The sequence below is a fragment of the Vibrio sp. 1151_11 genome (assembly GCF_029478525.1).
GTDB classification, from domain to species: domain Bacteria; phylum Pseudomonadota; class Gammaproteobacteria; order Enterobacterales; family Vibrionaceae; genus Vibrio; species Vibrio anguillarum.
In genome coordinates this window covers 25,238-37,432 of the sequence record NZ_SHMN01000009.1, presented here as the reverse complement: position 1 = coordinate 37,432, position 12,195 = coordinate 25,238, and the positions used below count along the sequence as shown (strand labels likewise).

Annotated in this window: 10 protein-coding genes; 4 read left to right on the top strand and 6 right to left on the bottom strand. The window is 41.7% G+C overall.

The genetic code is table 11. The annotated features are described in order from the left end of the window. The first annotated feature begins 58 nt into the window (after nt 1-58). Nucleotides 59-271 carry a hypothetical protein gene (locus tag EXZ60_RS19205; protein ID WP_010318303.1) on the top strand — a complete coding sequence of 71 codons (213 nt, stop codon included), beginning with the start codon at nt 59-61 and terminating at the stop codon, nt 269-271. Here EXZ60_RS19205 and EXZ60_RS08675 read toward each other — a convergent pair. From EXZ60_RS08675 to EXZ60_RS08665, 3 genes are all read right to left on the bottom strand, one after another. Continuing rightward, nucleotides 228-920 (bottom strand): HAD family hydrolase, encoded by a 693-nt coding sequence (locus EXZ60_RS08675; RefSeq protein ID WP_172859073.1) that lies wholly within the window; start codon nt 918-920, stop codon nt 228-230. The genes EXZ60_RS19205 and EXZ60_RS08675 overlap by 44 nt on opposite strands. Before the next feature lie 140 nt (nt 921-1,060). Continuing rightward, on the bottom strand, nt 1,061-2,851 hold the full coding sequence (locus EXZ60_RS08670) for an HD domain-containing phosphohydrolase (RefSeq protein ID WP_277435561.1): 1,791 nt from the start codon (nt 2,849-2,851) through the stop codon (nt 1,061-1,063). A 70-nt stretch (nt 2,852-2,921) separates the two neighbouring features. Further along, nucleotides 2,922-3,431 (bottom strand): hypothetical protein, encoded by a 510-nt coding sequence (locus EXZ60_RS08665; protein WP_277435560.1) that lies wholly within the window; start codon nt 3,429-3,431, stop codon nt 2,922-2,924. Between the two features lie 189 nt (nt 3,432-3,620). Here EXZ60_RS08665 and EXZ60_RS08660 point away from each other — a divergent pair, with 189 nt between their 5' ends. From EXZ60_RS08660 to EXZ60_RS08650, 3 genes are all read left to right on the top strand, one after another. After that, nucleotides 3,621-4,097 (top strand): CreA family protein, encoded by a 477-nt coding sequence (locus EXZ60_RS08660; RefSeq protein ID WP_141195664.1) that lies wholly within the window; start codon nt 3,621-3,623, stop codon nt 4,095-4,097. Between the two features lie 113 nt (nt 4,098-4,210). Beyond that, on the top strand, nt 4,211-5,515 hold the full coding sequence (locus tag EXZ60_RS08655) for an inosine/guanosine kinase (RefSeq protein ID WP_013867964.1): 1,305 nt from the start codon (nt 4,211-4,213) through the stop codon (nt 5,513-5,515). A 296-nt stretch (nt 5,516-5,811) separates the two neighbouring features. Then, complete coding sequence (locus tag EXZ60_RS08650; protein WP_277435559.1) at nt 5,812-7,533, top strand: EAL domain-containing protein; 1,722 nt, start codon at nt 5,812-5,814, stop codon at nt 7,531-7,533. A gap of 120 nt (nt 7,534-7,653) precedes the next feature. Here EXZ60_RS08650 and EXZ60_RS08645 read toward each other — a convergent pair whose 3' ends face one another. The 3 genes from EXZ60_RS08645 to EXZ60_RS08635 form a co-directional block, all read right to left on the bottom strand. Next, a complete protein-coding gene (locus tag EXZ60_RS08645) occupies nt 7,654-8,373 on the bottom strand; it encodes a carbonic anhydrase (protein WP_277435558.1) in 720 nt (239 codons plus the stop codon). A gap of 158 nt (nt 8,374-8,531) precedes the next feature. Continuing rightward, nucleotides 8,532-10,214 (bottom strand): pyridoxal-dependent decarboxylase, encoded by a 1,683-nt coding sequence (locus tag EXZ60_RS08640; protein ID WP_277435557.1) that lies wholly within the window; start codon nt 10,212-10,214, stop codon nt 8,532-8,534. 53 nt (nt 10,215-10,267) lie between these two features. Next, a complete protein-coding gene (locus EXZ60_RS08635; RefSeq protein WP_017043354.1) occupies nt 10,268-12,178 on the bottom strand; it encodes a methyl-accepting chemotaxis protein in 1,911 nt (636 codons plus the stop codon). Nucleotides 12,179-12,195 lie beyond the last annotated feature (17 nt).

Genomic DNA, 12,195 nt, shown 5'->3' with positions numbered 1-12,195 from the left:
TGTTTATTCTGTGAGTACGGAGAACATGACTCTCCCTTTTTGCTGCTGAGAATTGATTATGAAAAATATAAATAAAACACTTGAAAAAATAGACTGCTGTCCACTTTGTCAACATGACGAATACTTTATTTCCACAAACAATGAAAAGTTTATCTGCGCACAATGTGGTTTTAAAACCGACCACTTACAAAGCGTCCAGCAAATGATTGGTGTACACACAGCGCTAATCAGTCATAAACACATTCATTGCTTGGCCAACAATGTGCATTGAGCCATGGCTTAAGCTCGAGTAATGTGTCGATAACAACGACATTAGGCGCTTGAGAAAAACCCTGTGGGTTAAGAGGTGCTAGCTGAACGGTTGGTACCTCTGCATTGATACCCGCTTCAACCCCTTTTGCTGAATCATCCACATAAATACATTCTTGCAAAAGAAATCCCATATTCATCGCACAATAACGAATCAAATCAGGTTCAGGCTTCCAGCTATTCGCATCAAAGGCTGAAAAAATGCGTCCTTCAAACAAAGGAAGCAAACCGCTCCGTTGTAAAATTGATGATATTTTTTCTTTAGGTGCATTAGAGGTAACACAGTATTCAATACCCTGCTGGCGTAAATACTCAAGTAGTTCTATCGCACCATCCATGGGTGAAAGATATTGCTCGAAGAGCTCATTAACTTTATCCCGATAAAGGTTCTCTAAAAGATCAAGATCGGCGTTAATGTTCGTATGTTCAAGTGCCTGAAACAGTATGTCCGCAATCTTCCCACCTTCAAAATGGTTACTCACTTGTGCAAAAGTAAGGTGGGCTCCTAGTTGGTTCAATACATTGACTAGCGCTTCGCAGCACAAACGCTCACTATCAACTAAAGTACCTTCACAGTCGAAAATAATACATTTTATTTTTTTCTCAGTCATAAACACTTCCTTCATCCAATGCTTAATTTTAACCGCTGGATGAATGTATAAAATGATTGAGTTAACAGAATGAAACGAAGATAAGAGTTGATATGCATAACTTATAGCCACATCACTCTTTGATAGTCAATGGGGCGTATTTAGCCGGCTCGGTAATAGTTTGTCGTATCGGGATACAAATTACGGATTTGGATAAAATCATCCAAATGATTAAGCAATAAATTGACTAAAGTAGGGTCAAACTGAAAACCGCATTCACGTTCAAATAAACTTACTACATTCTCAAGCGGCCACGCTTCTTTATAACAACGTTCACTTAGCAAAGCATCAAACACATCCGCTATCGCAGTAATGCGAGCAAATATATGAATGTCTGTGCCTTTTTTCTGATTAGGATAACCTTTACCATCCCAACGCTCATGGTGTTCATGCGCGACAATCGCAGCTAATTTAGTTATATCACCTTCGCTTGTATTGAGGATGTTATAACCAGCGGTAGTGTGAGTCTGCATGATTTCCCACTCATCTGGTGTTAATTTTCCAGGCTTATCCAAAATCGACTCTGGAATCGCAATTTTTCCCACATCGTGCATCGGGCTGATGATCTCGATCATTTCTACCTCGCGCTGCGTTAACCCGCACAAACGAGCCAGCAGCGCAGAGAGCCTTGCTACCCGCTTAACATGATTACCCGTTTCACCAGAGCGCGTTTCTATTGCTTCTCCGAGTAAATGAATCATTTCCCGCTGTACGGCTAATGTACGCTCTTGCAATACCACTATTTTACGGTTTTTGACGCCAAGCTCTCTTTTTTGTCTGAGGGTCACCCCTTGCATAACAATCACAACCAGCAAACAGAGAATAATAAAGCTAGCCGCGAGTAACACTTTCCAATGCTGTTCAAAATAAGAGAGAGGACGATTAAGAACCAACACATCCTGTGGCAAGGCTTTCATGTCAATCTGATGTCGCTGCATGGCTTGGTAATCAAAAACCGCTCTTGCACTACTGATTTGCATGTCAACTGCGGAGGCCAAATCTAATGATACAAATTGGTTTAACGCCATCAAGATATCTTTTCCCAGTTGCTCAGAACGATTAACATGCCCTCCAACGATACCATCACGAATATAAAACTCCCACAGTACAAAAATGGGGGCAGCGCTAGCTTGTGCTAGGCGGTAGGAAATCTCTTGATAAGTATGGTAAACACCTTGATTTATCTCTGTATTAAAGTGCGATAGCAGTACCGCATCATCAGGGGAGATCTGGAATAGCACCTTTTCTGCTTCAGCCAAAGTGATGGAGTTAATATCGATAAACTCGATACCTTTTAAAAGATCCGTAGCCAGCACTTCATCGACTTTTTTTCGGATCAATTGCGAAGTATGGCTTTGATCTGATAAATAATAGATTCTCTTGAGTTTTGGACGTAATGATTTGATTAAATAGAAGTTTTCTATAATAGCTTCAGATTCATAAATAATTTTATTGTACTTAGTCATGTCATCGAGTGTGGCACTTTTGTCGTTGATGCCAACCGCAACCATAGGCGTATCTGGTTTAAATAGGCTTGAGAGCCCTTTAGTGAACTTTAACGCATTGTCATCGGTAATAATAACCGCATCGAATGGATAATCACGATATTTAACGTGGAGGTATTTTTTGGCCTCCTCAAGATACTCTTGGCTATAAATTCTTTTTGTATCAAGGTATTCAATGGAGAGCTTAATCGGTGTTTTGCTGCTCTTAACTACAGCATCAATGCCCTTTTGAAATTCATATGTCCATTGATAAGATGATTCGTATGAATGCAGCACAAGAATATTTTTAGGCTCCCAGCGAGTTGACTTAGCAGGAAACGACAAAAACAGCGCATAACAGACCATAGCAGTCCAACTAAGCCAATATGTTATTTGCTGTTTATTCATACATAGCTCTCCGTGCAGGCTAAAATTAATACCAAACCAGGCGCTATAGTACCAATTCCATCAGGACAAGCTACTGTTCTATAAAAACATTACCATTGCACTCATGATTAGCACGCCATTTTGCGAGCAACAACCGCGTGAATACATCTTCACCTCCAAATGCATTTTTCTCCAGAGTAACGATGTCAGAGATGAGTATCTCATGTGAAGTGGAGGTGACGATACCAGCAGCCACAGGCTCCCCGTTTTGAAAACCTAAGTAAAGCTCGCAAGGTGCTGAATAAATGATTTGGGTAAAGAATTCGATAACTTTTGATTGATCGTTTTTATCGCTCCATAAGCTTGCTTGCAACAGGGCAAACCATATTGTCATCCGATGAAAATCAACCAAATAAACCTCTTCAAGCAACGATAGGTTAGGCTCCTCAGTGAGCTCAATAAAAGGGCGAGAACTGCGTTGAACAACCGCTTTTTGGTAGAGATCTCGACCTTGTAAGCTCTCCTCTGTTGGAAATTCGACATTCACTTGGTCAAATAGCCATTGGTTTTTAATGGCGGCAACGTCAGGTTGGTTAATCATTGTTATTTACTTCTTCTTCTAATTGTTGCAAGCAGGATACTGACCAGATCGATATGCGACAAGCCATTACTCACATTATCCTCATCTAAACTGCAGATATGCTGGCCAAAACATCAACATAACAACCTTATATCATTCTCCTTTGATGCTGCTATCATGTGCAGAAAGATGGATAAATGGATTATAGACATGAACAAGAAACTCATCACCACCGCATTCATACTTAGCTTTGGTTTAGTTGGCTGCGATAGCAATGAAGTTGGCGATGTATCGCTCGGATTTTTCACGCTTAAAGACGTAAAAATCGAAAATCTAAGTGATGATATTGTGACTGGTGTTACGTGCCATATTGCTTCAATTGAGGCTAATTTAAGTCTTTCTGATCCAAGTGATAGCTCAATCTCGTGTCGTCAGACTGGTGACATTACGCCAGAGATGATTGCAAAAATTGATAAGAGCAAATCAGGCGAAATCGTGTTTAAGAAGTCAAAAAGCATTTTCTTCAAGTCAATGAAAGTCAGACGTATCTACGATGCAGAAAATCAAACCCTGATCTACTTGTCTTATACTACCAAAGAAACAGATGGTAGCTTCAAGCACAGCCTATCGACCGTACCGCTTTGGGGGACCAAGGCTTATAGTACGGACATAACGCTCACTCAATAGCCGCTAATGCCTCGGCGATCTGGGTTTGGCTCACTTTTTTATGTAATAAAAATGAAAGGAACCTGTCATATCCGTGATATGATACGGGAAATTTTCAATTCTCATTTTTCAACATGAAGTTTCCTGGACAGCGTAAATCTAAGCACTATTTTCCGACTCATGCTCGTGACCCTCTTGTCAATCAAATTCAACAAACGGCTATGCTCCACCGCCCAACAGTGGTCGGTGTTGGGCAAACCATTGTTGATATTGAAGCTCGTGTAGACAATGAGTTCTTAGAGAAACATCAATTGAGTAAAGGTCACTCACTGGTGCTCGAAGAGAGCAAAGCCGATGCGCTCTATGAAGAGCTAGTCGAACGAGGTTTAATTACTCACCAATACCCGGGAGATACGATTGGCAACACACTGCACAACTACTCTGTGTTGGCCGATAGCAAATCCGTTTTGCTCGGCGTGATGTCCAAAAATATTGAAGTCGGCTCATACAGCTATCGTTATTTGTGTAGAACCTCATCGCGCATGAACCTAAACCATCTTCAAACTGTCGATGGTCCTATCGGGCGTTGCTACACCCTAATTTCTGATGATGGAGAGCGCACCTTCGCCATTAATGAAGGGCATATGAATAAACTTCGCCCTGATAGTGTTCCTGAAGAGGTTTTTGAAAAAGCTTCCGCTTTAGTTGTTTCTTCTTACTTAATGCGTGGAAAGCCCGAAGATCCAATGCCACTTGCGGTCAAACGCGCTATTGAGATCGCTAAATCCAAGCACATTCCAGTGGTGTTAACCCTAGGCACTAAGTATGTAATTGAAGGTAATGCGAAGTGGTGGCAAGACTACATCAAAGAAAACATCACAGTCGTCGCCATGAATGAAGAAGAAGGTGAAGCGTTAACTGGTGAGAAAGATCCACTGCTTGCGGCTAACAAAGCACTCGAATGGGTAGATTTAATCCTCTGCACCGCGGGGCCCGTGGGTCTTTATATGGCTAGCTACACTGATGAAAGTGCAAAGCGCGAAACTGAACTGCCTCTCCTACCGGGTAATATTGCTGAATTTAACAAGTACGAATTTAGCCGTGCGATGCGAAAACAAGACTGTCTCAACCCAATAAAAGTGTATTCACACATTGGCCCTTACTTGGGTGGCCCATTGGAAATCAAAAACACTAACGGAGCGGGAGACGGAGCGCTATCGGCTTTATTGCACGATATGGCTGCGAATAGTTATCATCAACGTAATGTTCCAAACTCTGCCAAACATGATGTGCCATATCTCACTTACTCTTCGTTATCTCAGATCTGCAAATATGCAAACCGTGTCAGCTACGAAGTGCTCACACAGCACTCTCCTCGTTTATCGCGAGCATTACCAGAACGTGAAGATAGCCTAGAAGAAGCGTATTGGGATCGTTAAATCGTATGACTTCTACATGAATAAAAGCGACAATTTGTCGCTTTTATTCTTTCCACAACGAATAAACCGCACGATGCGATCCTACGTTATTTAAGTCTCACCATTTCGTTTCAGAAATAACAACTTCCGTGAAATAAACTGATAACTTGTGCCTAATTGATGAATCAATAGTTTTATAATTGAGACATCTTAGTACAAGCGTTATAGTACTCTTTAAAGATGAGTCATAAAGCAATGTTTTGGATCAAGACTCACTATTATCATCCATTGCTGCTTTCGCTTGAATTAGGATTAACATGACCATGTCATTTCCGCAGGAAGAGTATTCAATTTCAGACCTAGACAGTGCCGTTGCAAAGCAGCGTCTGGTTCATATTCTCGATTTTTTTAGTCAAGGTCTGTTTTATATGAGCAGCGATGGAAACATGGTGCTCTATAATCCAACATTTTATGTACAATTTGGTGTAAACAGCGAAACTATTTCCTATGCTGATTGGCTGAGTTTGGTTCATCCTATGGATCGTGCACTGCTCAACAGCCGCGTCGACAAGCATATCAGCACCACTGAATCAAGGGAATCGATTCAATACCGAGTCAAAAAAGCAAATGGTCAATATATCTGGTTAGAGGGGAATGCGGTCACAAAAAGTGTGAACGGTGAACATTTTATGGTGGGTAGCCATAAAGATATCTCCGATCAAAAATTGATGGAAGATTACATTCATCAAGCTGCATTTTTTGACAGCTCATCAGGCCTCTATAATCGAAGTAAATTACTGCTCGATATTGATGAGAAAGCACTCAAAATTGGAGAGCCTTATTCACTTATCTACATCCAACTTGAAGATATTAAGTCTTATCTCAATCAATACGGCTCAGATATTGTTAAAGATTTACTGAATCACGTCGTCAGTGCACTGCGTGAACTGCCCGATGAATTTGCTGATTTTTACCGTATTCGCTCTGACGATTTTGCCATATTACTTAGAGGAGAACGCTCATACGATGAGCTCAAGCATATCTGCTCTCAAATAATGAAGCACTATTCGAAATCCGCCACGGAGCATGGGCACCTCTACCTCTATGGTAATGATATTAGCATTGGTGTCTATCCTGAGATAAACCGTGCTATATCTGCCGATGAGTTGTTAAATATTGCATCACGAACTTGCCAATTTGCTAGTGCCAAAAATCATTCTCGTATCGAAATTTACAGTGGCCGAATTCAAAAAAACGTTGATCGTTATTTCTTCATCGAAAGAGGCTTAAAGGAAGCATTAGATCAACGTTCATTGTCCGTGAAATTCCAACCCATTATTCATGCACAATCAGGACAGGTATCCAGCTTTGAAGCCTTAGTCCGCTGGCGCTCAAAAGAGTTTGGTGAGATTTTCCCGGACGAATTTATTCCCGTTGCAGAAAAAAAGGGGCTGATTGTTGATTTAGGCTATTTTGTCTTCAAAAAAGCCTGTGAGTTTATTGGCCGTTACAATAAACAAAATGGGGTTAATATTCGGGTTAATATTAATGTTTCAGTCCTTCAACTTCTGAAAAGTGACTTCCCACAACAGATATTAACAATGGCTAAGGCTTCCGGTGTATTGCCCTCTTCTATTGTGTTAGAACTGACGGAAACTGTCATACTCGATGGAGATAAAAATGCGATTAACCAGCTTCACTCCTTAAATGAAATGGGGTTTCAACTGTCGCTGGATGATTTTGGCGCTGGTTTTAGCTCACTCAATAGCTTCTTTGATTTGCCCCTCAATCAAATTAAAATAGACAAAAGCATTGTATGGAAAACACTGACTAACCCAGCATCAGAACAATATTTAGCCTTTCTCATCCAGTTTTGTCACACCAATGGCGTCGACATTGTTATTGAGGGGGTTGAAAATGGCGACATGTACCAAAAATTTAAAGAGATGGGAGCAACTTATTTACAAGGCTATTGGTTTTCAAAACCACTATCTTTAGCCAGTGCAAGCCGCTATACATTAAATGCTGTTAATGAATAAGCACAAAAAATAGCTTAGCTAAATTAAGCACTTACACCTAAAATTTGAAGAAGCAGAGCGGAAAGGAAATAGTAAACCCTGTGAGCCCGACTGCGACTTCAAATCGCTCAAAGAGCGTTGTTATTCTTTTTCTAGCACTAAGCGAGCATTGTGAGCTTGTATGGGCCGATTGTTATTTCCCATCACACTATGTAGTGCTGCACTTTGTTGCTGTGACAAACTTTTCGGCTGCTTGACCACCAACCATCTCACGCCTTCACTGCAAGGCGGCGTTGTGAGTGACCCATTAAAACGGTAATACTCATCTAGCTTAGGTAACAGTGACTGTACTGCTAACCCTTTTGCTAACTGCACACTCGTCCCAACTTTAGGCAACTCTGCAGTAAGCTGGGCTAATGGCTCATTCTGTGCGCCCGTTTCAAACATCATCGCCAAAACTGCCAGATTGCCAGCCGCATCAGCATGCACAAAATGCGCTTCTAAAGGATATTGATGTCCTTTAATTAAGTTTTCAGAAGGGGTATGGAAGTGAAATTGTTTGAGTTCAAATTCTGTACCATCCACTACCAGTGTATTTTTCCCTGAAACTGAGGCTTGCAGCGTGTGTCCATTGTTGGTCAATGTACCCACAACGCCTGAATAGTGGATATCTAAAGATTTTAAATCAGCTTCAACGAGGCCATTGATATCAATTGGGCTTTGATTTTTGCCCATTTCACAAATTTTAGAAACATGTCCCCAATGTTCAGGGCCACGTTCACCTTCATATCCCCATTCATTTGCTTGCGCCACATAGGTAAAGCAAACGCTAATTGCTAGGGTCAACAGTTGTTTTTTCATTATCGTTCCTTGAGACAGCTTGTTATCTAAAATGTAACATTCAGGTTAATATCACGCGCACATGGTAATACATTCTTCATACCGCATCCGTGGTGAAAAATAACATTACATTGACGTGACTAGTCATTCATTTCAGTTCGCGCTCACCCTTTCCATGGCTAGCGCCGAACAATGTTTTGGCAAAACTGTTCGATATGTTTTCGGGTGGTATTGGGGTTCATTAAAACCGCTTTTTCTCCCGGAATATGTAAACAATGTCCAGTGTCATCATAATGAGTGCGCGCAATCGAATCGACCCAATTGGTGTTAAGATGCTGGCCTTTATGAGATAAGAACTGATGACGATGGTAGAGCGTATTCTCTACTATCGAATCAACCATAGAACCCTGACGTGCGACGTTCATTTCTTGATCAAACATCGATTCAGCACACGTCACTTTCTGTGGGTCATAGAGACGAAAAGTAACACTTGGCCCTTGGTTTTCTACTGCTGCCACTTTGCAGTGTGGTAGAGCGGCTAATTGGCAGCGTAAATAATTAGCATTTTGCAATGTATGACCAATCACGGTTTGGTAGCCTTCGATACCTAAATGTTGCAGTGCTGAATAGGCAGAAAAAACACCCACGGCACTGCGTGAACATTCAATGGTCGATTGCAAATGGCTCTCTTCTCTTTGAGCATGTTCAAAGTAGGAGTAATAACCGGGATCTGTTTTTAATACCGCGAGATCGTGTTTGTTTTTGAGCATCACCAAGCTGGAAGTATAAGGGACATAACCCCATTTTTGAAAATCGACCGTAAATGAATCCGCTAATTGTAAACTTTTAATCCTCGGCAATAAGGATTCAATACCCGTCAGTGTTGCCCGATTAAGCGATAAAGGGTTGCGTTCAAAATCATACTCTTGAAAAAACAACATACTCCACCCAACAGCAGCATCAACATGAATATGTGGTTTTATCGAAATCGCATATTCTTGGCATCTTCTTTCTCTTATCGCATAAACCTGTTCAATATCATCAGTTGCGAAGGTATCGGTACTGCCAAATGTCAGCATTATGCTAGGAACAGCAATGCCACTTTTAAAACAGAAAATCAATTGTTGGTCTAATTCAGCCAAATCCATTTCATTGTTATCTTTAACTTTGATCCGAATCGCTTTACCTTGAACATCAACCCCCAACAACGACAAATTTGTCATGTTTGAATAGTGACCTGCTTCTGAATTGAATATCCTGTAATCTTCGCCCGCCAAACCATTCAGAGCTGACTTTGGCAACGCTTTTCGAATACCTAATAGATAGCCGTACAAATTACAAAATGTACCTCCTTGTGTGAATACTCCAGTCGCTTGATCACTATCATAACCAGCTAAATGCGCGATTTGCCGCACGACTAATTTTTCCAGTTCAATGGCATCTCCCGCATATTCGCTATAAACCAAGTTAGGGTTGGCAATAGTCGCAAGTAGCGCACCGTGAATGGCCGGATCACAAGGTGTCGAGATCACATTTTCCACTGAGCGAGGGTCATCCCAGTTTTTTGAACGTTTCGCGGCATAAAGTGCTAAGTCGTTAAAAGGGTGAATGGCGTGGCTCGAGTGTCGAGGAATGGTGCTTGAATGCCGTAATTGTTGCTGCAATGCAGTATTTACCACGGTTGGCGCATCAATTTTTCGCTCTTCAAGCCAACGGGCGATCTCGTGAATACGATACAAAGGCCAACGATTGGGATCGCGAGCAAAAAAATGCGCTTTCACTGTCTGGAAAATTTGCTCAAACGCAGGGTTCAGTTGATTGGCGTGCTCATCTAGCCACACGCTATAGTACGCTGTTTTCATGATGCTCTCTCCGTGCTTAATCCCAAATAAAACGCCGCGTTAGCGGCGTTTTATTACTTTAATTTAAAGTTGGAGACCAAGCGGTCAAGCTCATGGTTTGAGTAAGAGAGTGACTCTGTAGCACTAACGGTTTGTCTGCCACTCACCACCAATGATTCAACGATGTCTCTTATCGCTAGCATATTGCGACTGAGCTCTTCTGCAACTGTACTTTGCTGTTCGGTCGCAGCTGCGATCTGCGTACTCAAATCATCAATTTCGGAAACGGAAGTACTCATGATGTTTAAACTGCCAGAAACTTCGGACGTTTTATCTGCTGTGGTTTGACATTGGTTTTTAGTTTTGTCCATTGCGGCTACAACGCTATCCGTCCCTTCAAGTAACTTGGCCAGCATATCTGATATTTCAGTAGTGCTGTTTTGCGTTCTTGCCGCTAGAGCACGAACTTCATCTGCAACCACCGCAAAACCGCGACCTTGCTCACCCGCACGCGCCGCTTCGATCGCTGCATTCAACGCAAGTAAGTTCGTTTGCTCTGAAATAGCGCCAATCACGGTCAATACTTCGCTGATCTTGATCGCATCTTTGTTCATATTGGCAATGCGCTCAGACATCTGTTCAACATCACTCACCAATGAGCTGACCGTTTCAACCGCATTATTCACAATAATAATCGATTGTTTGGCCTCTTTGCTCGCCGAGTCAGTAATGTGATTCGATTGCGTGACGCTCTCTGCCACAGTACGTGCACTTTCACTCATTTCAGTAATGGCCGTCACCACTTGCTCTGTTTCAGATGAGTGCGAAAGCAGCATCCGCTCATTTTCCTTTGCCGTTTGACCTAACTGCTCAATATTAGAGGAGATGTTTTGACTGGCATCAGATATTTGCAACATCATTTTTTGTAGATTTTCTGAGAATAAATTGAAGCCTTGGCTTATCTGCGCTAAGTCATCATCACCATTCACCTCCAAGCGGCGTGTCAAATCACCAGAGCCTTTCGAAAGATCAAGTACCGCTTTTTTCAGGCGTAGCAAAGGCTTGTAGATATAATTAAGAATGACGAAGATTGCCGCGACGCTGATAATGAGCAAAATCACCCCAGTGTAAATAGCGCTACTTTGCGCTTCATACACATTAGCTAACGCCGTACCTTTGTCGACGAACACCATCATGGTCCAGTACATATTATCGGTTAGGTTAACGCGCTTGAAATAACCATCAAACTCAATGCCTAAATAAGGAAATGACAAATGACCAGCATCTTGCTGGCTAAAAAGTTTCTCCATTTCGAGGAAATTAGGGCTGACTTGCGAGGGCGTTCGTCCAATATCACTAGGATCATCACTAGCAAAAAAGACAGCATGCTTGTCGGTTAGTGTCGCTGCACCGCCGGCAAAGCGCATATTACTGACTTGGACAATAACCTCATCCAGTTGGATATCTCCCAGCAAAACACCAATGAAACGGCTTTGTTGGTAGACAGGCATAACTACACTAATAACCTGCTTACCGGTGATTTTATCTTCATAAATTTCAGTTACCTGAGCAGTTCGAGAGGTTTTTGCTTGCTGATACCAATCCCTACTGGTGAAATTTTGTTGACCTGTAACAACTCCGTTGTCTTTGTCAAACGACATATAGGCACGGCCATCGTCATACGCCATAATGACATTTGAAATTTGCGCACTCTCAGCTAACAATCGAACTAAGTTGACATTCTCTTGATCAGAAAGAGCAGATCGGAAATGTTGTGAACCTTTAACTACGGCTTGATAACGTGTTTTCACCCAAGATTCGAGTTCAGAAACGTGATAGTTGAGCTTGTTTTGAGTTTCTGTGGTTAAAGAGGTAATCATCTTCTCTTTTAACGACAGCATGTTGATGGTACCCAAAACGATTAAAGAAATCGCAACGAGCAGCGCTACGCTCACATATATTCTGCTTTTAAAACCTAAAGTCATAAATTCACCCTCACCGT

Bases quoted from the DNA above. Each gene is read 5' to 3' on its own strand.
- EXZ60_RS19205 (WP_010318303.1), top strand. From the start codon at position 59: ATGAAAAATATAAATAAAACACTTGAAAAAATAGACTGCTGTCCACTT.
- EXZ60_RS08675 (WP_172859073.1), bottom strand. From the start codon at position 920: ATGACTGAGAAAAAAATAAAATGTATTATTTTCGACTGTGAAGGTACT.
- EXZ60_RS08670 (WP_277435561.1), bottom strand. From the start codon at position 2,851: ATGAATAAACAGCAAATAACATATTGGCTTAGTTGGACTGCTATGGTC.
- EXZ60_RS08665 (WP_277435560.1), bottom strand. From the start codon at position 3,431: ATGATTAACCAACCTGACGTTGCCGCCATTAAAAACCAATGGCTATTT.
- EXZ60_RS08660 (WP_141195664.1), top strand. From the start codon at position 3,621: ATGAACAAGAAACTCATCACCACCGCATTCATACTTAGCTTTGGTTTA.
- EXZ60_RS08655 (WP_013867964.1), top strand. From the start codon at position 4,211: ATGAAGTTTCCTGGACAGCGTAAATCTAAGCACTATTTTCCGACTCAT.
- EXZ60_RS08650 (WP_277435559.1), top strand. From the start codon at position 5,812: ATGACCATGTCATTTCCGCAGGAAGAGTATTCAATTTCAGACCTAGAC.
- EXZ60_RS08645 (WP_277435558.1), bottom strand. From the start codon at position 8,373: ATGAAAAAACAACTGTTGACCCTAGCAATTAGCGTTTGCTTTACCTAT.
- EXZ60_RS08640 (WP_277435557.1), bottom strand. From the start codon at position 10,214: ATGAAAACAGCGTACTATAGCGTGTGGCTAGATGAGCACGCCAATCAA.
- EXZ60_RS08635 (WP_017043354.1), bottom strand. From the start codon at position 12,178: ATGACTTTAGGTTTTAAAAGCAGAATATATGTGAGCGTAGCGCTGCTC.